This is a genomic window from Luteibacter sp. UNC138MFCol5.1, from assembly GCF_900110505.1.
Lineage (GTDB): Bacteria > Pseudomonadota > Gammaproteobacteria > Xanthomonadales > Rhodanobacteraceae > Luteibacter.
Map to the genome: position 1 here is coordinate 179,413 of NZ_FODZ01000006.1, position 21,104 is coordinate 200,516.

Sequence of the window (21,104 nt, forward strand, 5' to 3'; positions counted from 1 at the left end):
ATCGTCATCTCCCGAACGCCTGCCTGTCAGGCGCCTGAAGCGAACCGAACGCCCTCGGCCGCCACGAATTCGGTGAGTCGCTTCACGCGCACCGGCGTGAGGCGCCCGAACGCATGCAGCGCATGCAAGGGAAGCGTCGGCAGGGCATGCGCGGGAAGGAGACGGACGAGTCGGCCGGCATCGATGTCCGCCCGCACGGTGCAGGCCATCAGGTAGCCCACGCCGATGCCCTGGACGGCCGCCTCGCGCAGCGCGACACCCGTGTCCACGCCCACCGGCCCGCGCGGCACGAAGGTCGACCCGTCGTCGAACGTCAGCGGATACGATCGGCCCCTCATGAGGTAACGCACGAAAGGAAGCTCCCTGAGCTCATCGACCGTCGATGGCGTGCCATGCGTCGCAAGCAGGGTCGGGGACGCGACGAGCGCCATGTCGAGCTGCGCGAGCAGGCGGGAGCGCAGGTCGCTCTCGGCGGGATGCCCGACACGGAACACCACGTCGAAGCCTTCGCCGACCACGTCGACGGGGCGGTCGACGAGCACCATGTCGAGTTCGAGCCCAGGATGCGCGGCGACGAAGCGTGTCGCCAACGGCTGCATGAGCAATCGCCCGAGATCGCTCGGCATGCTTACGCGAAGCCGCCCGCGCGCCTCGCCCTCCGGACGGATGGCGTCGGCGGAGTCGTCGAGGTCGCGCAACAGAGGCGCGACACGGTTGAAGAACACGAGGCCGTCGGGCGTGAGGTCCAGCTGCCGTGTCGAACGACGGAACAGCCGGACGCCGAGTTCGGCTTCCAGGCGCGCGATGCCTTTCGAAACTGCGGACGGCGTCGTCCCGGTGATACGCGAGGCCGCGCTGAACGATCCGGCTTCGACGGAGCGCACGAACGCGACGAGATTGGCGGCCTGATGAAGTAGGTGGGACATCTGGGAGTTCCTGGCACAAATGAAGTGCCCGCGAGCTGGCTACCGGCCCCGCGGATGCGCCGCATATCGTGGCGATCATCATCGTAACGAGGCATTCCCATGAAACGCTTGGACGGTAAGATCGCCCTGATCACCGGCGGAAACAGCGGCATCGGCCTGGCAGCGGCGCGCCTCTTCGCGCGCGAAGGCGCGCAGGTGATCGTGACCGCACGCCGAAAGGACGCGCTGGACGAGGCGGTCGCCGTGATCGGCCACGGCGCCCTCGGCATCGTCGGCGACGTCGCGGACCTCGCGCATCACGCGCAGGTCGCGAGCACCGTTCGCGAGCGCTTCGGTACGCTCGACGTGTACATGGCCAACGCTGGAATCATCACCGTCCAGCCGTCCGCGGACGTCACGCCCGAGGGATACGACGCCCAGTTCGGCGTGAACACGCGTGGCGTCTTCTTCGGTGTCCAGGCGATCGCATCCGTGATGCGCGACGGCGGCAGCATCATCCTCACCAGCTCGCTCGCCGCGACGCGCACGCTCGACGGCCATGCCGTCTATGCGGGCAGCAAGGCGGCGATCGCGGCGTTCGCCCGTCACTGGACGATGGAGTTCCGCGCGCGGCGGCTCCGTGTGAACGTACTCAGCCCTGGCCCGGTGGATACCGCCATCCTCGACAAGCTCGGCGTGGCGGAAGCCGATCGTCCGGCGTTCCTCGAGGCGGTGACAGCGCAGATTCCCGCGGGCCGCATGGGTACGCCGGACGAACTGGCGGAGGCGGCGTTGTTCCTTGCCTCGGACGCCAGCGCGTTCGTCAACGGCACCGAGTTGCATGCGGACGGAGGCATGACAGCGGCCTGACACGGAATCGCGACGACGTGTGGGAAGCACGTCGGCGGGTCAGAACGCAGCCGCGATCGACGCCACGGGCTTGCGCAGGATCGTCTCGTTGAAGACCAGCTGGAGCCGGCCGTCACGCACCTTGCGGATCGCGATGTCGTGCTCGGTCAGGCGCTCGCGCAGACCCGTGGCGACCTTGTCGTCCAACCGGAGGAACACGATGTTGCTGCCGTCGACGACCCGTTCGACGGTCACGCCGGGCTTCTTCGCGAGTCGTGCGAGCAGGTCCTCGGCCGCGGCGTGGACTCGCGTGAAGCGTTCTTCGAACCCGTCGAGCGTCTTCGCGGCGAGGATCGCCGCGGTCCAGCCGTGATAGAGCGCGCCACCGAACACGTGGCGCGCCTGCCGCGCCTTCTCGACGAAGGCCTTGTCGCCCGCGAGGATCGCCCCGAACGGCGCGCCGAGATATTTGTAGAGCGACACGTACACCGAGTCGAACGGACCGCAATAGCTGCGCAGATCGAATCCTGGCAGGCCGCACATGAGCAAGAGCCGCGCTCCGTCCAGATGCATGCGCGCGCCTTTTCCGTGCGCCAGTGCCGCGATCCTGGCGATGGTCTCCTGCTTCACGGTGGCGCCATCGAGGCGCCGCACCGGGCTCTCGATGGACACCGCGCCCACGTCCACCGGAAAGGGATCCTCGCCGCTGCGTGCGAAGGCCGCCAGCATCCCGCCGTACAAACCTTCCGAGGCGCCGCCGGCGACGGGCACGGGATTGATCGAGCTCATGACGGCGACGGCATCGGATTCGTCACGGTAGACGTGGCTCTCTTCCTGCAGCAACACGCGCGAGCGCCCGGCGCAATGCAGCCGGATCGCGATCTGGTTCGCCATCGTGCCGCTCGGCATGAACGCGGCGTCCTCCTTGCCGAGCATCCGCGCGAACTGCTGCTCCAGCGCGCCGGTGGCGCCTTCGGCGAGGTAGACGTCGCCGACGTCCTCCCTGCCCTTCATCGCGGCCAGAAGCCGGGCGGGAAGCTGCGCCGGCCGGGAGGGCACGTTGTCGCCGAGGAAGGAGACGATACGGTCGGGCGGTATGTCCTCGATGGTGCGCGCCGCGGCGAGCGCCGCCATCGGCAACCCGAGGCCGGCAAGGGAAAGGGCGCCCAGCGGCGCGGCCTGCATGAACTGTCGACGACTGACCATCCGTTTCTCCCCGTTCGCGGCATGAAGGCCTGCTGCCCCAAGGGTCGCACGCCCCGGCGCGACCGCGCCAACGGGCCGTCCCTGCACGCCCGCCCCGCAGGCACTAGAATGCCGCCCCCGCCCCCGCCGCCGTCCGACTCCCGCCGCTCATGCACATCGTCGTCAACGAAGATCTCAAGGCCTACATCGACCCGCTCACGCCGGACGAGTACGAGTCGCTGGAGCGCAGCCTGCTCACCGAAGGCTGCCGCGACGCGCTCGTGCTCTGGGGCGACACGCTCGTCGACGGCCACAACCGTTACGGCATCTGCCGCAAGCACGACATCCCCTTCCGCACGGTGCAGAACGAGCGGTTCCAGTCGATCGAAGACGTGCATCTGTGGATGATCGAGCAGCACCTGGGCCGACGCAGCGTCTCGGACTTCCAGCGCGGCGTGCTCGCCCTGCGCAAGCGCGAGATCCTCGCGGAACGCCGTGCGAAGCTCGCCGAAGCGGAGGCCGAGGGACGCGAGATCGCTGCGGACGTGCCGTTCGACACCACGGGTGCCCAGCCCGCCTCAGGCAAGGCCCGCCCGAACCCGGCCGAGAGCCGCAAGGACATCGCGCGCGAGGCCCGGATCAGCAGCAACCAGGTCGGCATGATCGAGAAGATTCGCAAGGAAGCCGCTCCCGAGGTGGTCGCCGCCGTGAAGTCCGGCACCCTCTCGATCAGCGCGGCAGCCGCCGTCGCCAGCCTGCCCGAGGAGGAGCAACGCGCCGCCGCCACCGCCGGAGACGCCGAGCTGAAGGAGGCGGCCAAGCGGGTCCGGGAATCGAAGCGCAAGCCGCGCGAGAAGCCGACCGACGAGGTGAAGGCGTTGCGCGAGCAGATCGCCGACCTGGAGGCGGAGAACCGCAACCTGCGCCGCGAGATCGACGCCCTGCGTGCGCGCCTGGGCGAACCGGTGCCCGAGGACGCGGACGAGGCGCTGGCGGAGTAAGGTGTCGGTGGGGCGGGAACTCCGGCGGCCTGCCAGCGTTCCAAGCCCCGGTACACCGGACGCGGCCTCGAGCGTTCGTAGGCCTGAACCGGAGCGTTTCCCCATGAAAGCCATCCTCGCCCTCGCTGCCACGTCCCTGCTCGCCACGGCCGCGGTGGCCCAACAGCAGAAGCCGCTCAACCTCAACCTGCCGCCGGATTTCACGCCGACGCCGGTCGCCGCCAGCAGCGCGCCCGCACCGGCGTCGACCAGCGCGGCCCCCGGCGCATCCGGTAAGGAGAGCGTGGCGGTCACCCGGTCGCGGCCTCTCGACCCGCCGGGCACGTACTACGGCGACACCAGCGGCCGGATGGCGGGCGCCGATGTCGCGGACGACACCCCGGACTGCGACGACGCCACGTACAACAAGCCGCAGGTGCATGGCAGCGTGAGCACCGGCGTGGTCAGTGCCAGCCACGGTTACGGCGGCAGCTACCAGGCCGGTACCGTGAACCTGAGCCAGGCGTTCGGCAGCTGCGATCATCCGAAGGGCGGCGTGAGCATCTCGATCGGTGGCGGGCAGGACAACTTCGGGCACGGGCGCGGCCGCTGGTAACGCACCGGGTGTAGGATCGGCGGGTCGCCCGGACGAGCACCCGCCATGCCCCAATCCAGCGCACTTTCCCAGCGCGGCCAGTTCCGCGCGATGTACAAGGGACTGAAGGACGAACGACGCCTCGATCGCACGCCGGTCATCTTCTGCGAAGGCGATTCCTGGTTTTCCACGCCGCTGGCGATGAACCTGCTCGACTGGATCGTGTCCCCGGCACCGGAGGACGAAGAACGCGGCGTGCCGCAGTTCGGACAGGGCGGACTGTTCTTTCGCGTCGAGCGCAGCGGCGACCAGGCCGCACCTCAGCGCGAGCACCCGGATCGCTCGATGTTCACGCAGGAGAACCTCGACGACCTGCTCGGCTGGTTCACAAAGTTCGACTTCGACGCGGTGCTGCTCAGCGCCGGTGGCAACGACTTCGTCGACACATGGCTGGGGAACGCGCTCAAGGGCCGCAGCGGCCTCACGCCGCAGGAAGCCTTCGAGGCGATCGAGGCCACCGGCCGCTTCGACCAGGTACGCGACGCCTACGCGTTCTTCGTCGGCGCGTTCCATCGCGCGCGTCCCGACGTGCCCTTCCTCGCCCACACGTACGACTATCCCCGCCTCATCGGCAGCCGGGCGGAGTTCGGATTGCGCAACCTCGGCGTCGCCGCGCTGCTGAAGAAATCGATCGGTCCGTGGATCGGGCCGAACATCCGCCAGGCGCTCGGCGACGACATCGTCAAGGGACGCGCGTTCGCGCGGCTGCTGATCGACGGCTTCGTCGACCAGGTGCTGGAGCCGCTGAAGAACGATCCGCGCCTGCACGGTCGGTTCGACTACGTCGACCTGCGCGGGCTGTTGCCCGACGATGCCGACTGGAACGACGAGATGCATCCGACCGAGGCGGGCTTCCACCGGCTGGCCGGCGTGTTCCGCGGCCGCCTGATCCAGAAGCTACCCGCCGCGAAATCAGGCGTGGAACACGACGATCCGGTCGTCGGCTGACGGATCGGCATCGTCGCTGCGCAGCCATGGCATGCGTGCGAACGTGCGCGTGCAGGGCCCCAGCGTGACGACGCGCACGGGACGCTCGCGCGCCTGCCGTTCGATGCCGGCGATTACGTCCCGCAACACGGTGCCGATGAAGGGCGTGAACAGATAGAACACGGTCGCCCCCGAGAGGTCGGCATCGCGCGCGTCGCCCGTGACGAGATGCACATCGGCCAGGCCCAGCGACCGCGCGGCGTCCATCGCGCGCCCGACGTACGCCGGCTCGCGTTCGACGCCCAGCGTGCGCGCGCCGGTGAGCACATTGACGAGGATTGGCACGTGGCCGAGCCCGGCGCCGAGGTCCATGACGACGTCGTCGCTCGCGATGCGCCCACGCGCGATGCCGTCGACGATGTGGCGCGCCGGACTCGGCTGGTAGAAGACCATCTCGCGCGGCGGCGACGGCTGGGCCACCTCCGGCTCCTCGAGCGCGAGGACGCCGGCGAGCACATGGTCGAGCACGTCGTAGTGCTGTCCCGTCGGCACCCCCACGTCGAGCCACGGCGCGAAGGCCGCGCGGCCTTCGCCGCGGCGGATGGCCTCGCGCATGATGTCGAAGCCGGTCGCGTCGACGGACGCCATCGCGTCGATCAGTGCCACGGCGCGCGACACGAGCGCCGGATCGTGCGCGCCGATCAGGAGCAGCTCCAGACGATCCGCCGCCTCCGCGCGGAAACGAAACGACGAGGGATCGCGCCACGCGGGCTCGTGTTCGAGGAGTGCGATGGCCGAGGCGAGGGAATCCATGCGGACATTATCGCCGACAGGCGTCGTCGTTCGTCGGGACGGCGGCGGGAGGAAACGTGCCCTGCGTCCTTGAGTACGCAAGGACCGTGTGGAATGCTCGGGCATCGCCGTCGACAGGAACCACCGGATGAAGCACGCCCCCCGCCGTCTCGCCGCCGCCATCGCGACCCTCGTCAGCCTCCCCGCCCTCGCCGCGCCGCCGCTGGCCACGCTCGTGTTCCGCGACGGCGGTCGTCCGGTGCTCAGCATCACCGATCCACACGGCGCGGCGCTGGTGGATGAGACCCTCGGCCTGCGCACCACCGACGCCGACCTGACGCACGACCTTCGCCTCATCGGCACGACGCAGCGCCAGCTCACCGAGCGTTACCGGATGACGGTCGGCAAGAAGCTCGATCGCACCGCCAACCTCTCCGAGACGCGCTATGCCCTGCAGAACGCGAAGGGCCAGAAGCTCGACGTCGTCGTGCGAATCGGCAACGACGGCGTCGCGTTCCGTTACGAACTGCCGGGCGCGACACGCGCGACGGTGACGGGCGAGGCGACGTCGTTCGCCGTGCCCGCGAGCGCGCCGGCCTGGCTGCTGCCCTACAGCCCCGAGTACGAGAAGGAACGCTTCCAGACGACGGCCGGTGGCGCAGCGCCCGGGCAGTACGGCTATCCGTCGCTGTTCCGCATCGGCGACAACTACGTGTTGCTCACCGAAGCGAACGCGGACGGCCGCTACGACGGCAGCCGCCTCACGCATGCCGCGAACACCGGCGACTACGCGCTGACACTCGCCGACACGCGCGTGGAAAGCACCGGCGTCACGCCATGGCGCACGGCGATCATCGGCGACCTCGCGACCGTGACGGAGTCGACCCTCGTCGACGACCTGGCCGATCCCGCGAAGTTTTCGGACACGTCGTGGATCCGGCCCGGCAAGGTGGTCTGGTCGTGGCTGAGCGAACACGCGAGCCCGTCGGATGCGACGCGCCAGCGAGCGTATGTCGACTTCGCGGCGAAGAACCGCATTCCCTACGTGCTGGTGGACGAAGGCTGGAAGGATGCATGGGTACCGGACCTCGTGCGCTACGCGAACGCGAAGCACGTCGACATCCTCCTCTGGTACCACTGGTCGAAGCTCGACACGCCCGCCAAGCGCATGGCCGAACTGACGAAGGTGAAGGGCTGGGGCGTGAAGGGCGTGAAGGTCGACTTCATGGAGTCGGATTCGCAGGCGCGTTACCGCTGGTACGACGAAACGCTCGCCGACACCGCGAAACTTCAGCTGATGCTGAACTTCCACGGCGCCACCATCCCGCACGGTCTTCAGCGCACCTGGCCGCACCTGATGACGATGGAGGGCGTGCGCGGCGCGGAGAACGATCCGCCGGTCGTGGGTAACACCATTCAGCCCTTCACGCGCAATGTCGTGGGTTCGATGGACTACACGCCGGTCGCGTTCGACGCGGGACGCAAGGAAGCCTCGATCGCCCACGAAGTGGCGCTGCCCATCGTGTTCGAGTCCGGGTGGACGCACTTCGCGGACCGTCCGGAAGCCTACGAGGCCCGGCCACAGGCGCTCGCTTTCCTCGACCAGATTCCCACCGTCTGGGACGAGACGAAGCTGCTCGGCGGCACGCCGGGGCAGGATGCGATCTTCGCCCGCCGCAGCGGCGACCGCTGGTACATCGGCGCGATCGCGGCAGGCGCGCCCCGCCGGCTCACCGCGCCGCTCGCGTCGCTGGGCGTCGGTCCCTGGCACGCCGACATCGTGCGTGACGGCGCCGGTCGCGGCGATGTCGTGCACACGCGGCAGAACGTCACGGCCGACGGTTCGCTGTCGTTCGACGTGCCGGTCAACGGAGGCTTCGCCGCGATCCTCTGCCCCATGGCGAAGGGACAGTTCGAGAACGGGTGCTATCGCTGACGCACGCTTCGCCACCACCGCCGGAGCGGCGTGTGGTGGCCCGGGAACGCGCGGGCGAGAGGAATGCGGACCGCGATCTCCGTGCCGCCGTCGATCCGCGAAGCGATCGACGGCACGCCGCCCGCCGCGAGGGCGCGCTCGCGAATGCCGCGTAGTCCCCAGTGCCCCGAGCGTCCGTCACGCAGCACGATCTCGTCGATACCGCGACCGTCGTCGCGGACGCTGAGCAGCAGGTCGTTGCCCTCGACGCGCAGCGCGACCTCGATGCGGGAGGCGTTCGCGTGGGTGATCGCGTTGTGCACGGCTTCCCTCGCGATGCCGTAAAGCTCGTCGCGCACCAACCCGTCGAGGTGACGCAGGTCGGCGGTCACGTCGACCACGACGGGCACGGTGTGCTCGGTCGCGAAAGCGGCCGCCATGTCGCGTAACGCCACATCGAGACGGCCCGAATAGCTCCCGTGGGCGCGCAGGTCGCGCACGCGGTCGCGCGCCTCGACCATCGCCTCGTCCGCACGGTCCAGCGCCCGCTCCATCGCCACGCGCAGCGGATCGCCCGGCGGGACGCGGTTGGCGATCGCCTGGAAGCGCATGGCGAGCCCCTGGACGCTTTGCAGCAGGGTGTCGTGCAGGTCGCGCGCGATGCGCTCGCGCTCCGCGTGCCGTTCGTGCAGGCGTTCGCGCAGCTGCGCGGAGATCCGCCGGAGACGGACGAAGAACGCGGCCCAGATCAGCAGCGCCGTCACCGCCGCGCAGAAAAGATAGAACCAGGGCATCTGGTAGAACGCGCGCGCCACGGTGATGCCGACGGACGCCCCCGCCTCGTTCGTCACGCCATCCTCGTTCGACGCGATCACACGGAACACGTAACGACCCGGCGGCGGGTCGGTATAGACCGCCTCGCGTTCGTCTCCCGCGTCGCGCCAGCGCGTGTCGAGCCCTTCCATGCGATAGCGGAAGCGCACCCGCTCCGGCATCGTCAGGCTGGTCGCCGTGAACGCGATCCGCAGCCGCTCCGTGCGCGCAGGTAGACGCGTCTCCGCGTCCGCAGGCCAGGTGCCCATGTCCGTGCCGACGGTGCGCACGAAGACCGAAGGCGCGAGCGCGTTGCGCGGCACGTCCGCCGGATCGATCGACACGATCCCGCTGGTGGTCGCGAACCACAGGCGGCCGTCGTCGGCGACGACCGCCGTGGGCAGCGGGCGGAACTGAGCGGGCGTGCCGGGAAGGCCGTCGAGGGAATCGAACACCCGCACCGGCGGCCGGTACTCGGCATCCGCGAGGGCGCGTGCCATGTCCGCCCCGGCGATGCGGACGACGCCCTGCGCGGCGCTCGCCCAGAAATCGCCCCGACGGTCGCGCACCAGGCCGGAGACCCCGCGCAACGGTTCGCCGCGCGTCACGATCATATGGGCGCGGTCGCCGATGATCGCGCCGACGCCCAGTTCGCCGCCCACCCACATGGCTTCGCCATCCTCCAGGAGGGCGGTGACGTTGCCGACGGACAGGCCCTCGCGAAGTCCGACGACCGTGTCCCTCGCGCCGTCGCGGATCAGCACCGTGTTCCGGGCGAACCCCATCCACAATCGCTCGCGACGGTCGCGGGCGAGGACGAGCGGCGCCGGATCGTTGGCGAACGTCGCGAGGGGATCGTGAGTCCAGCGGCCGTCACGGAAGTGATAGATGCCCGGCCGGTTCAGCGAGACGAACGCGCCGCCGTGACCATCGCCGACCAGCGCCTGCACACCCGAATAATCGGGGTACGGGAGCGCGGCGATCATCTCGGGCACGCCGTCGCGAAGCTTCCATAGCCCGTTCGGCCCGCCGAGCCATGTGCCGTCGACATCGCGGCTCGCCGCGGTGATCGCCTGGGTCAGCCTCGACGGGGTGATGCCCTCGAGCCCGAGATAGCTCAAGGGTTGGTTCTTCGTGCCGACCCACACGCCCTTCGACGCTGCCGCCACCATGGCGAAGTCGGTCGCACCGGGCAGTTGCGCGGCGGGCAGCAAGCGGCTGACCCGGAAGCGGTCGAGGCCGCGGCTACCGCCGAACCAGAGGTTGCCCTCGCGATCCTGCAGCACCGCGCTGGTGTAGTCGGAGCTCATGCCGTCGCGCTCAACGAAACGCTGGGCATCGGTGTCGTCGGGCCCGAGGATCTTCGCGGCCAGTTCGTGCACCCGTGGAACGCGACGGATCCCGTTGCCGAGCGTCGGCATCCACAGGGCCCCGTCGCGATCGAAGAGCAGGCCGGCCGACGCGATCCGCAACACGGGCCCCGCCGTGGCGGGATCGCCCGTCGCTGTCCAGACGGGGCGCACGCCGCCGTCCGCCTCGGCGACCCAGATGGCCCCGTCGGGCGCCTCGGCGATCCGGTTGATGCGTCCGACGTCGCGTGACGCGATCTGGAAACGCGTCCCGCCGCGGGGCAGCCACGCGAGGACGTCCTCCGTGGCGACCCACAGCCGGCCCTGACGGTCGACGGCGAGGTTGCGCGCCCGCGTACCGGGAAGGCCGAGCTCCGTCCCGACGGCCGTCCATCGCCCGTGATCGAAACGCGCCAGACCGTTGAACGTCGCCGCCCAGATCGTGCCGTCGGGTGTCCCGGCTATCGCATACACCGTGCCCGATGGAAGGCCGGACCCCGCCGTGAAGTGCGTCGCCCGGTCGCCTTCCACGAAGCTCGCCACGCCATAACGGAAACCGATCCACAGCCCGCCCGAGGGCGGCGCGTAGAGCGCGGCGACGCTCGACGCGAGGAAATCGCCGCCTTCGCGCGGCCGATAACGCTCGAAGTGGACGCCGTCGAAGCGGTAAAGGCCCGTCTGCGTGCCCAGCCAGAGATAGCCGTCCGCCGTCTGCGCGAGCGCGGTCACCTGACCGGGCGCGCCTTCGCGCACCGTCCATGCGGTGTGGTAGTACTGGCCGATGTCGCGGTCGCGGTTGTCCATCGCCGACGCGCCGGCGGCGAACACGAACCAGGCGCACAGCGTCCAGAGCCATCTCCACGGCGATGTCGCGACTGCCCGCCGCATGGCCCCTACCCCGTCGATCGTTGCGAAGCGCAAAGATAGCGCGCGCAAGGGTCGTCCGTCGCCGTCTCAGGGCGCCCCGCGCGCGGCGATGCCCATGTCGCGGAGGAACGCCAGCGAATCGGCGAGCACACGACCGGCGGCCGGAGAACGTTCGGGCGAGGCGAGTACGTGGGCGGCGTGGTCGTAGGCCACCAGCCGACGGCGATCCGCCGCCGTGCCGAGCCAGCCGAAGGCGTCGCGCATGGCGGCCACGGAAGTGAGCGTGTCGCGGTCGCCTTCCCCGCCGTCCCAGACGCCGAAGAACACGGGACACGTCACGGCCGCGAGGTGTCCGGGCCGCATCCATTCGAGGAACAGCCGTGCGATTGCCCGATAGGCGTCGGAGTGGACGATGCTTGACCAGTAGCGGCGCTGGAACGGCGAGCGTTCCCCCGGCGGTTCGACGGGGCCCTCGAGGAGCACGGCGGCGCGCAACTGCGCCGCGTCGTGCACCCGGATGCCGGGCGACCACGCCACGACGGCGGCGACCGCCTCCGGCCGCCGCGCGGCGACGTCGAGCGCCAGCGACGCGCCCATGGACGTCGCGACCAGCACGACGCGCTCGCCCAGTGCGAGTCCGATGTCGAACGCCTCGTCGACATCGGCACGCCAGCGCTCGGGCGTGATGCCCGCCATCGCGTCGGGAAGGGCGCTGCCATGTCCCGTCAGCCGGTTGAGGAAGAGATGCGCGTCGCAGGCGTCGGCGATGGCGCGATGCGCCGGCGCGCCTTCCGCCTGGCTCGCCGTGAACCCATGCAGGTACACCACCGATAACGGGCGGCGTTCGTGCGGCGCCGCGCCCCGGAAAACGATCCTCGCCTCGTTGTCAGGTTTCAGTCCTGCGACCCCGAGCTCGCCGGTGGCGATGCGTGTGGCGAGTCCGTCCAGTTCCGTGGGCCCCCTCATGCGTCCACGGCGGCTTGGGCAGCTTCGCGCTGGCTTTCGACGAACCGGCGCACGGAACGGCTGAGCGCATCCACCTCGGGGACCGCGGCGCGCATGTCGACGCCGGCCTCGATGAGCACGCCGATGTCGTCGCATACGTGCGCCGCGCCGGGGACGCCGAGGTTGCCGAGCACGTTGCGCAGCGAATGCAGCGATTCGGAGGCGACCGCGACGTCGTGTGCCAGGGCGGAGGCGCGCAGGCTGGCGAGGTAGTCGTCGGCCGTCCGCGCGCACAACTCGACGAAGCCGACGAATTCGGCGGGGCTCGTCAGGGCGCGCATGTCGTCCAGCGGCGTCTTCGCTTGCCGCTCGTCGCCCGCCTCGGCATCCCCTTGCCAGCGCCGCGCGGCATGGTCGAGGCGGCGCTCGTCGGCGACCGACTCGATGACGTCGAGCAGCCGCTGCGCGGCGATGGGCTTGGTCAGGTAGGCACGCGCACCGGCGCGGAAGGCGATGCGCACCGCGTCGTGGCTCGAATCCGCGCTCAGCATCACGATCGGCGGCACGGTCCCGATGCGCCGCGCGCCCTCGATGCGGCCCAGCACGTCCCAGCCCGAGCTGCCGGGCATGTGCAGGTCCATGAAGATGATGTCGAAACGTTCGTCGGCCAGACGGGCGAGCGCTTCGTCGCCGCTCGCGCTGAACACCGCGACGTGGCCGGCGCGTTCGAGGATGCGTCCGACGATCTCGCGATTGGCCGCGTTGTCGTCGACGACGAGGCAACGCTGCGACGCGACGCGTCCGCGATGATCGTCCAGCAGTTCCACGAGCGGCGTGTCCGCGACGCTGCGCGCACCGGGCGCGGCGTGCGGAAGCGAGAAGCGCCAGGTGAACACGGAACCGCCCATCGGGTTGTCGGTGACCTCCAGCGTGCCGCCCATCTGTTCGGACACGTTGCGCACGATGTAGAGGCCCAGGCCCACGCCTTCCTGGCGCCGACCCTCGCCAGCGCTGAGCTGGTGGAACGGGTCGAAGATGCGCTGCTTGTCCTCGTCGGGAATGCCGATGCCGGTATCCGTCACCGTGCAGACGATCGTCGGATCGCGGCCGCCGACGCCCGCGAGCAGTTCGATGCGCACGTCGACCACGCCGCCGGGCGGCGTGAACTTCACCGCGTTCGAGGCGAGATTCGACAGCACCTGCTCGATGCGTCCAGGATCGCCCGCGAAAATACCGTCGACCGTCGCGTCGCGCGCAAGGCTGAAGGAGACGCGCTTCTCCGCCGCGAACGAGCGGCACACGGCGCCGACGGTGGCGAGGACTTCGTCGAACGCGAAAGGCTGGTGTCGCAGCGTGAAGCTTCCGCCCGCGAACGATGCCACGTCGAGGACGGCGTTCACCCGATGGAGCAGCGCGTTCGCATTCGTCGAGAGCAACGCGACCAGGCGCCGCTGGTCGTCGGCCATCGCCAAGGTATCGATCAGCGACGCCGAGTGGATCACCGTGCTGAGCGGCGTACGCATCTCGTGGCTCATCATCGAGATGAAGCGGTGCTGCGCTTCGCGCGAGGCGATCGCTTCCGCCGACACTTCGCGCAGCGCGTCCATCACGCGGTAGAGCGTCATCGGCAGCACGATCACGAGCGCCAGCGCATACAGCGCATACGCCGGGCGCGCGATCCAGTAACCATCGGGCGCGACGACGAGCAGAACCGCCACGGACGCGACCACCCCCGCGATGAACACGCGGCGGCTGTAACGCACGCCGAGTGCGACCGAGAGGAAAGGCAGCACGGCGGTCAGCGTGATGACCAGCATGAAGCCGACCTTGAGCAGCATCGCGACCATCGCGAAGTTCGCGACGCTGCCCACGGCGTCGACCGCGCTGCTCCGCCTCAGCGAGCCCGCACGGACGCCGAGCATCCAGAACGTGCTGAGGACGAAGAGGGACACGGCGACGGGAACGACGCGGTTCGCTTCGACGGCCATCTTCACGGGACCATGCAGCCACGCGGCGCTCCACACGACGATGAAGCCGAGGATGACGGTGCGCATCAGCGAGACGTGGTATTCGCGGAAGCTCGCCACGATGCGGTCGATGCGTGGGTTGCGCAGACGCTCGGCGACGTCGCTGAGCATCACTGGCCCGGCGCGCTTGCCGCTACCGCCATCGATCTTCATGCGTGCCTGGTCCGACTCCCCCGATACCCGCCTAGTCTATGAACTCTGCCCGTGCTGGCAAGTGCGGTCGTAGTAAGAATTCGTGCCGAAAACGTTTACTCGGTTGGCACACCTGCCCTGCGGATCAACCGGACGCCTTCCTGACACGGGCGGATTTCTTCGTCGCGGTCGCCGATTTCGCCACCGCCGCTTTCTTCGTGGCCTTCCGGCGACCCGCCGGCTTGCCAAGGCGCACCCAGGTCGGGGCGTGGTCGCTGGCCTTGGGCCGGTCGCGGACCCAGCGATCGACATCGGCGTCCTCGATGCGCGCGGCGAGGTCGGGGGAGAGTAGCAGGTGATCGATCCGCAGCCCGCGGTTGCGCGGCCAGTGCTGGCGGAAGTAATCCCAGAATGTGTAGATGCGCTCGTCCGGATGCCTCGCGCGCAGGGCGTCGGTCCAGCCTTGCGCCAGCAGGCGCGCGTACGCGTCGCGGCTTTCGGGTTGCAGGAGCGCGTCACGGCGCCAGTGCTTCGGATCGTAGATGTCCTCGTCCGTGGGCACGACGTTGTAGTCACCCGCGAGGACCACGGGGTGGCCGGACGCGATGAGACCCTTCGCGTGTTTGATCAGCCGCTCGAACCAGGCGAGCTTGTAGTCGAACTTCGGGCCCGGCCAGGGATTGCCGTTGGGCAGGTAGAGGCACCCTACCAGCACGCCATGGGCCGCGGCTTCGAGGTAACGGCTCTGCGTGTCTTTCGGATCGCCCGGCAGCCCGCGCCGGCTCTCCACCGGATCCGCGCCCTTCGCCAGGATCGCCACGCCGTTCCACGACGACTGCCCGGCCCATAGGGCGCCATAGCCCGCGTCGCGGATGGCGTCGACCGGGAAGCCGGCGTCGGTGGCCTTCAGTTCCTGCAGGCAGGCGATGTCCGGCGCATCGCGTTCCAGCCATTCGAGCAGGTGGGGCAGGCGCGAGCGGATGCCATTGACGTTATACGTCGCGATCTTCATGCCGCGACTTTCCCGGAGCGGGAGTCGACGCCCGGTGACGGACCTGAAGCAGGCTCCGCCCGTTGGCATGACACTTGCCTCGATCTAAATCGGCCTGAGATCGGGTCGCCGCGGACCCATCGGGGCATAAATTTTTACGACCCGGTCGGCCGACGATATGCACGTTTTCGGCAACCGAGATCCTGTGCACGAAAGTCCACAAAAACCCATAGTTACATCGTTTTCTGCTGCGACGCGTCATGCCGTTTGGACGGCTGGACGGCCGTTCGCGGCACGCAATGTCCTGCTGGACATCCACGATCCCGTGCTGTAAACCGTTCGTCTTATCCATTTGGATCGTGATAAATGGATGGTGTGGCGATGGAGCGCGGGCGGGGGCATCGAGGCTCCATCGTGTGCTACCGGACGGGGGTCCGGCGCCACGGCCCCGTGCCTTCGTCGTTATTTCGGGGCATTACATTTCGGGGAAGGCATGAACAAGTATTTTCTTCGCAGGAGCGCGCTCGCACTGGCGGTCTGTACCTGCCTGGGCGGCGTTTCGGGCGTGTATGCACAGTCCACCACCGGTGGCCTCAACGGTTCCGTGCCGGCAGGTGGCAACCAGACGATCGTCCTCGAAAGCGGTACGGGTTTCCGTCGTGAGGTCGGTGTCGACGCGAACGGGCGTTACAGCGCGACGCAGCTGCCGCTGGGCACGTACAGCGTCACCCTGATGCGCGACGGCGCACCCGTCGATTCGCGCAAGAACGTCACCCTGCGCGTCGGCGCGAGCACCGACGTCTCGTTCGCCGCACCGGCGGCCGCCGGCAACGCGGAAAGCCTCGAAGGCGTGACGGTCACCGGCACCGCGCTTCCCAGCATCGACGTCACCGCGGTCGACTCCCGCACGGTCATCACTTCCGAGCAGCTCGCACGCATGCCGCTGGGCCGTTCCGCCGAAGCCATCGCGCGCCTCGCACCGGGCGTGGTCAACAACGGCGGCGGCTTCGCCAGCGACACCGGCAAGTCGGTCGTCAGCTTCGGCGGCGCCGCGGCCAACGAAAACGCGTATTACATCAACGGCTTCAACACTACCGATCCGCTCAACGCGCTCGGCGGCCTGCAGCTGCCGTATGGCGCGATCGACCAGCAGGAAGTCTATACGGGCGGTTACAGCGCCCAGTACGGCCGTTCCGACGGCGGTGTGATCAGCCAGGTCGGCAAGCGCGGCACGAACCAGTGGCATTACGGCGCCCAGATCATCTGGGAGCCGAACTGGGCCCGTGCCTCCGGTCCGAACCTGCACTACGCGAACACCCCTACCTCCGCGCCGGCCGGCGACCTGTACCAGCCGAAGAGCCAGAACGACAAGTGGACCACCACGGTCAGCGCCTATGCGGGCGGCCCGCTGATCAAGGACAAGCTGTTCTTCTTCCTGGCGGGCGAATTCGAAAAATCGGGCGCGCGTAACGTCAACTCGGTCGGCAGCAGCACGCCCGCCTCGACGAACACGTACGAAAACCCGCGTTGGTACGCCAAGCTCGACTGGAACATCAACGACAGCAACATCCTCGAGGTGACCAGCGTTGGCGACAAGCGCGAAGGTTCGGGGACGCGCTATGGCTACAACTACCGCGACCTATCCCGCACGGTCCGCCTCGGTGACGTGAACGACACCAAGACCGGCGGCGATCTGTGGATCGGCAAGTACACCAGCTACATCACCGACGACCTGACCGTGAGCGCCACCTACGGCAAGATGTCGAGCAAGAACTACGAGCAGCCGACCAACTACGATCCGAACCTCGTCCGCGTCGACAACCCGGTTCGCCAGAACCCGGCGCTCAACGGCGGCACCCCGATCCAGAACAGCCAGGTCGGCAACATCAGCTCGCCAGGCCGTGGCAACAAGTCGACCAACCTGCGCTTCGACGTGCAGTACGTCGCCGGAGACCACACGCTGTCCGCCGGTATCGACAACGTGCGCTCGCGCGTCCTCGACTTCGGCGACGCCAGCCCGGGTCCGGGCTATACCTGGAGCTACGGTCTGTCGGCGGATCCGAACGAGCCGATTGACGATACCCCGGGACGCAACTTCGTCCCGGCGCCGGGCGCCTTCCCCAACGGCCAGCAGGGCTACTGGGTACAGCGCAGCGTCGTGAGCAACCTCGTCAACGTGCGCGCCGACCAGAAGGCGCAGTACATCGAGGACAAGTGGCAGATCAACGATCGCGTGCTGCTCTCCGTGGGTCTGCGTAACGACCAGTTCACCGACTACAACCAGTTCAGCCAGGCGTTCATCAAGCAGACGCGTCCGCAGTGGGCACCGCGCCTCGGCGCGTCGTGGGACGTGAATGGCGACGGCAGCTTCAAGGTCTACGCCAACGCGGGCCGTTACTACCTCGGCCTGCCGCTGAACCCGGCCACGGGCGCCGCCGCGGGTTACACCGCGACGCAGCAGTACTTCACGTACTCCGGCATCAACCCGGTCGACGGCACGCCGACGGGCCTCACGCAGTTCAGCAATGTCGTGTCGGGCAACAACTCCTACGGCATCCCGCCCGACCCGCGCACGGTCGCCGCGAAGGACCTGAAGTCGGAGAACCAGGACGAGTACATCGTCGGCTTCGACAAGTCGTGGAACGAGAACTGGACCTACGGCGTCAAGCTGACCCAGCGCAAGCTCAACGCGGTCATCGACGACTTCTGCGACCTCGACGTCGTGACGAACAAGGCGACGGCCCTGGGTTACACGGTCGGTTCCACGAACAGCTGCTACCTCGTCAACGGCGGCCATTCGAACAAGTTCACGCTGATCGACCAGGCGGGCAACCCGTTCGTCGTGCCGCTGAGCCGCGAAGAAATGGGCATGCCCCGGACGAAGCGTAAGTACTACAGCGCCGAGTTCTACGCCGAGCACCAGTTCGACGGCACCTGGTACGGCAAGTTCGACTACGTGTTCTCGCGTTCGTACGGCAACACCGAAGGCCAGGCGCGTACCGATACCCGCCAGGCCGGCGCCGCCGGCAGCGTGGACTGGGACAACCACTGGGTGATGGACAACGCCAACGGTCCGCTGGGCAACGACCATACCCATGTGTTCAAGGCGTACGGCTACTGGCAGTTCGCGCCCGAGTGGCAGGCATCCGGCAATCTCCAGGCCATCTCCGGTGCGCCGGAAGTGTGCCTCGGCTTCTACGGCCCGGACCAGCAGGACCCGGCGCACTACGGCAGCTCGTACCACTGGTGCGACGGCCAGCGCTCCCCGCCGGGCGACAAGGGTCGCCTGCCGTGGACGTTCCAGCTGGATCTCGGCGTGACGTACCGTCCGGAATGGGCGGGCTCGAAGCTCGCGTTCTCCGCGAACGTGTTCAACGTGCTCAACCAGCAGCGCGCGACGTTCCGCTACCCGACCCAGTACGAGTCGCGCGGCACGCCGCATCCGATCTATCGCGTACCGCTCATCACCCAGGACCCGCGTTACGCGCGCCTGGCCGTCAGCTACGACTTCTGAGAACCGACGCTGATCTGAAGATCCCTGTGTGACACTTGCGCCCCTCTCCGTAAGCCGGCTCCTCCCCAGCCGGTTTACGGGGACCGGGCGCTCTTTTTTTGCCCGGTGTCCTAGCGAACCTCGCCCGAGGCGGCGACGACCATCTCGATGTAGCCGAGGATCTCCTGGATCGGGATCTCGAAGATGCCGGCATCGCCGTTGTCGTACGCCTGGCGCCAGACCGCGTAGCCGTCCTTCCAGCTTTCGTCGCCGTCGGCATCGCCGTCGTGGGCCAGAACGCTCGCGTCCAGGGTGCCGCGCGAGACGGCGGCATGATTCATCGCCGGCTGCAGACCGCCCGGCACGCGGTGGTTGCGCAGCTTCACGCCGAGGATCGAGACATGGAAGACCTCCCCGTCCTCGGGTTCGCGCTCGATCCGGCGGATGGCGACGCGGGACGCCTCCTCACCCGGGCGGGTTCGATAGGTCCAGGACTGTCCCACGGCATAATCGGGTTTCACCGGTGCTTCCTCCCGCTTCACAAGGCCCCGCATCTTAGTGCAGCCGGGGCCGGCGGGCGCCTGCCGGACGTCCCGGGACGATATGGCTTAAACTTGCGCCCATGAGCGCGCCCTCCGGGGTCCGGCGCTTGCGCGAGGCAGCGCGGCCGGCGGCCGCTTCCCCAGCCATGGCATCCGCCCGCGCACGGCGCTCGCGGCACGTCCCTTATTGTTTCGAGGTTAGATAAGACCATGGTGGCATTGGCGACCGAGCACGTCATCGACGTGCACCACTGGAACGACAGCCTTTTCAGCTTCCGCACCACGCGCGACCCGGGTTTCCGCTTCGAGAGCGGGCATTTCGTGATGATCGGCCTCGAAGTCGACGGACGCCCGCTGATGCGCGCGTACTCGATCGCGAGCGCCCACTACGAAGAGCACCTGGAATTCTTCAGCATCAAGGTGCAGGACGGCCCGCTCACCTCGCGCCTGCAGCACCTGAAGCCGGGCGATCCCGTCATCGTCAGCCGCAAGCCGACCGGCACGCTGGTGCTCAACGACCTGAAGCCGGGCAAGCGCCTGTACCTGTTCGGTACCGGCACGGGCCTCGCGCCCTTCCTGTCGATCATCCGCGACCCGGACACCTACGAGCGCTTCGACCGGATCGTCCTCGCGCACGGCGTCCGCCACGTGAACGACCTCGCCTATTCCGACTACATCGAGAACGAGCTGCCGAAGCACGAATACCTGGGCGAGCTGGTGCGCGAGAAGCTCATCTACTACCCCACGGTGACGCGCGAGCCGTTCCGCAACCGCGGCCGAATCACCGACGCCATCGCCGACGGCGAACTGGCCCGGGCGACCGGCCTGCCGCAGCTGAATCCGGCCGAGGACCGCGTGATGCTCTGCGGCAGCCCGTCGATGCTGGAAGACATCTGCGTCCTGCTGGACGGCGAGGGCTTCGAAGCGTCGCCGCGCACGCGCGAGCCGGGCGATTACGTGATCGAGCGGGCGTTCGTCGAGAAGTAACCGGCTCACTCCTTGCGCACGCGGCCCTGCCCTTCGTTGTCCCAGTAGCCGAAGATCCGTCGCGCGATCAGCTTGTACAGGCGCTTTCCCGTCGCCCGCCACAGCCGCGAATGCGGCGCCGGACGGGCGAGGATCGCGCGCTGCCGCGACGACAGGGCCCCCGGCGCGTACGTCCGCTTGTGCTTGAGCAGATGGCGGAGGTCCTCACGCGCCAGCAGGCGGAACAGCGTGCCGCGCCGTCCGCGCGTCCAGGCGATCTGGAAATCGACGAGGCCCGGCGAGCCATCCTCGCGCACCAGCCAGTTGGGTTCCTTGGCGAGATCGTTGTGCACGATGCCGCGCCGATGGAGCCGTGCGAGCAGCCGCAGGGCATCCCTGTAGTAGGCCTCGTCGAGCGGCTTGCCGACCTGCATCGGCTGACCGGCCATGTAGCTGCGCTCGAGCACGCGCCCGTCCCAGGCGATCAGGCGAGGCACACCGTCGAGACCGTCGAGCCGGGACAGCGCCCGCGCCTCGCGCGCGGCGGCACGGCGCGCGAACCAGCGCGCCCACCAGCGGGCGGCGGCGATGTCGCGGCGGATCAGCAGCACGCCGTCGCGCTCGACGCGTTCGATGCGCCCGAGTTCGTCGGCCTTGAGCAGGGTGACGGATTCCGTCATCGCGTTATGCACGCCTTTCCTTCGGTTCGTTGACGCGCCCTCCGCGACGGGAAAGGCTAAGATGCCCGTTCTCGCAGGGAGATAACGCAAG

The 21,104-nt window shown here is 68.7% G+C and carries 16 protein-coding genes; 7 read left to right on the plus strand and 9 right to left on the minus strand.

Features of this window, described 5'->3' with window-relative positions; all coding sequences use genetic code 11:
* Positions 1 to 26 precede the first annotated feature (26 nt).
* Positions 27 to 926, minus strand: a complete 900-nt coding sequence (locus tag BMY69_RS16700) for a LysR family transcriptional regulator (protein WP_090180356.1) — start codon at positions 924 to 926, stop codon at positions 27 to 29.
* 99 nt (positions 927 to 1,025) lie between these two features.
* On the opposite strand from BMY69_RS16700, the gene BMY69_RS16705 reads away from it, so the two are divergent.
* Complete coding sequence (locus tag BMY69_RS16705; protein ID WP_090180359.1) at positions 1,026 to 1,775, plus strand: SDR family oxidoreductase; 750 nt, start codon at positions 1,026 to 1,028, stop codon at positions 1,773 to 1,775.
* 39 nt (positions 1,776 to 1,814) lie between these two features.
* Here BMY69_RS16705 and BMY69_RS16710 read toward each other — a convergent pair whose 3' ends face one another.
* Positions 1,815 to 2,960: a threonine aldolase family protein gene (locus BMY69_RS16710; RefSeq protein ID WP_090180362.1), complete on the minus strand. Its 1,146-nt coding sequence runs from the start codon at positions 2,958 to 2,960 to the stop codon at positions 1,815 to 1,817.
* 149 nt (positions 2,961 to 3,109) lie between these two features.
* Here BMY69_RS16710 and BMY69_RS16715 point away from each other — a divergent pair, with 149 nt between their 5' ends.
* The 3 genes from BMY69_RS16715 to BMY69_RS16725 all read left to right on the plus strand — a co-directional run bounded on the left by BMY69_RS16715 (position 3,110) and on the right by BMY69_RS16725 (position 5,522).
* Positions 3,110 to 3,940: a ParB N-terminal domain-containing protein gene (locus tag BMY69_RS16715; protein WP_090180364.1), complete on the plus strand. Its 831-nt coding sequence runs from the start codon at positions 3,110 to 3,112 to the stop codon at positions 3,938 to 3,940.
* Positions 3,941 to 4,043: 103 nt separating this feature from the next.
* Positions 4,044 to 4,535 carry a hypothetical protein gene (locus BMY69_RS16720; protein ID WP_090180367.1) on the plus strand — a complete coding sequence of 164 codons (492 nt, stop codon included), beginning with the start codon at positions 4,044 to 4,046 and terminating at the stop codon, positions 4,533 to 4,535.
* A 45-nt stretch (positions 4,536 to 4,580) separates the two neighbouring features.
* Positions 4,581 to 5,522, plus strand: coding sequence for a hypothetical protein (locus tag BMY69_RS16725; protein WP_090180369.1), 942 nt, complete (start codon positions 4,581 to 4,583; stop codon positions 5,520 to 5,522).
* On the opposite strand, the gene BMY69_RS16730 is transcribed toward BMY69_RS16725, so the two are convergent.
* Positions 5,487 to 6,314 (minus strand): hypothetical protein, encoded by an 828-nt coding sequence (locus BMY69_RS16730; protein WP_090180372.1) that lies wholly within the window; start codon positions 6,312 to 6,314, stop codon positions 5,487 to 5,489. The genes BMY69_RS16725 and BMY69_RS16730 overlap by 36 nt on opposite strands.
* A gap of 127 nt (positions 6,315 to 6,441) precedes the next feature.
* On the opposite strand from BMY69_RS16730, the gene BMY69_RS16735 reads away from it, so the two are divergent.
* Positions 6,442 to 8,229 carry a glycoside hydrolase family 97 protein gene (locus BMY69_RS16735; protein ID WP_090180376.1) on the plus strand — a complete coding sequence of 596 codons (1,788 nt, stop codon included), beginning with the start codon at positions 6,442 to 6,444 and terminating at the stop codon, positions 8,227 to 8,229.
* On the opposite strand, the gene BMY69_RS16740 is transcribed toward BMY69_RS16735, so the two are convergent.
* The 4 genes from BMY69_RS16740 to xth all read right to left on the minus strand — a co-directional run bounded on the left by BMY69_RS16740 (position 8,220) and on the right by xth (position 15,353).
* The gene (locus BMY69_RS16740) at positions 8,220 to 11,258 is read right to left on the minus strand and encodes a sensor histidine kinase (RefSeq protein ID WP_090180378.1); all 3,039 of its coding nucleotides are present in this window, start codon (positions 11,256 to 11,258) and stop codon (positions 8,220 to 8,222) included. The two genes, BMY69_RS16735 and BMY69_RS16740, sit on opposite strands and share 10 nt — an antisense overlap.
* A 66-nt stretch (positions 11,259 to 11,324) precedes the next feature.
* Complete coding sequence (locus tag BMY69_RS16745; protein ID WP_090180381.1) at positions 11,325 to 12,203, minus strand: alpha/beta hydrolase; 879 nt, start codon at positions 12,201 to 12,203, stop codon at positions 11,325 to 11,327.
* Positions 12,200 to 14,362 carry an ATP-binding protein gene (locus BMY69_RS16750; protein ID WP_090180384.1) on the minus strand — a complete coding sequence of 721 codons (2,163 nt, stop codon included), beginning with the start codon at positions 14,360 to 14,362 and terminating at the stop codon, positions 12,200 to 12,202. The genes BMY69_RS16745 and BMY69_RS16750 overlap by 4 nt, the downstream gene beginning before the upstream one ends.
* A gap of 124 nt (positions 14,363 to 14,486) precedes the next feature.
* Complete coding sequence (gene xth / locus BMY69_RS16755; RefSeq protein WP_090180387.1) at positions 14,487 to 15,353, minus strand: exodeoxyribonuclease III; 867 nt, start codon at positions 15,351 to 15,353, stop codon at positions 14,487 to 14,489.
* A 472-nt stretch (positions 15,354 to 15,825) separates the two neighbouring features.
* On the opposite strand from xth, the gene BMY69_RS16760 reads away from it, so the two are divergent.
* Positions 15,826 to 18,846, plus strand: a complete 3,021-nt coding sequence (locus BMY69_RS16760) for a TonB-dependent receptor (protein WP_090180389.1) — start codon at positions 15,826 to 15,828, stop codon at positions 18,844 to 18,846.
* Between the two features lie 110 nt (positions 18,847 to 18,956).
* Here BMY69_RS16760 and BMY69_RS16765 read toward each other — a convergent pair whose 3' ends face one another.
* Complete coding sequence (locus tag BMY69_RS16765; protein ID WP_090180391.1) at positions 18,957 to 19,346, minus strand: hypothetical protein; 390 nt, start codon at positions 19,344 to 19,346, stop codon at positions 18,957 to 18,959.
* A 231-nt stretch (positions 19,347 to 19,577) separates the two neighbouring features.
* Between BMY69_RS16765 and BMY69_RS16770 the strand changes: the two genes are divergently transcribed.
* Positions 19,578 to 20,354: a ferredoxin--NADP reductase gene (locus BMY69_RS16770; protein ID WP_090180394.1), complete on the plus strand. Its 777-nt coding sequence runs from the start codon at positions 19,578 to 19,580 to the stop codon at positions 20,352 to 20,354.
* Positions 20,355 to 20,359: 5 nt separating this feature from the next.
* Here the strand turns inward: BMY69_RS16770 and BMY69_RS16775 are convergent, their stop codons facing one another.
* Positions 20,360 to 21,013 (minus strand): protein kinase family protein, encoded by a 654-nt coding sequence (locus BMY69_RS16775; protein ID WP_090180397.1) that lies wholly within the window; start codon positions 21,011 to 21,013, stop codon positions 20,360 to 20,362.
* Positions 21,014 to 21,104 lie beyond the last annotated feature (91 nt).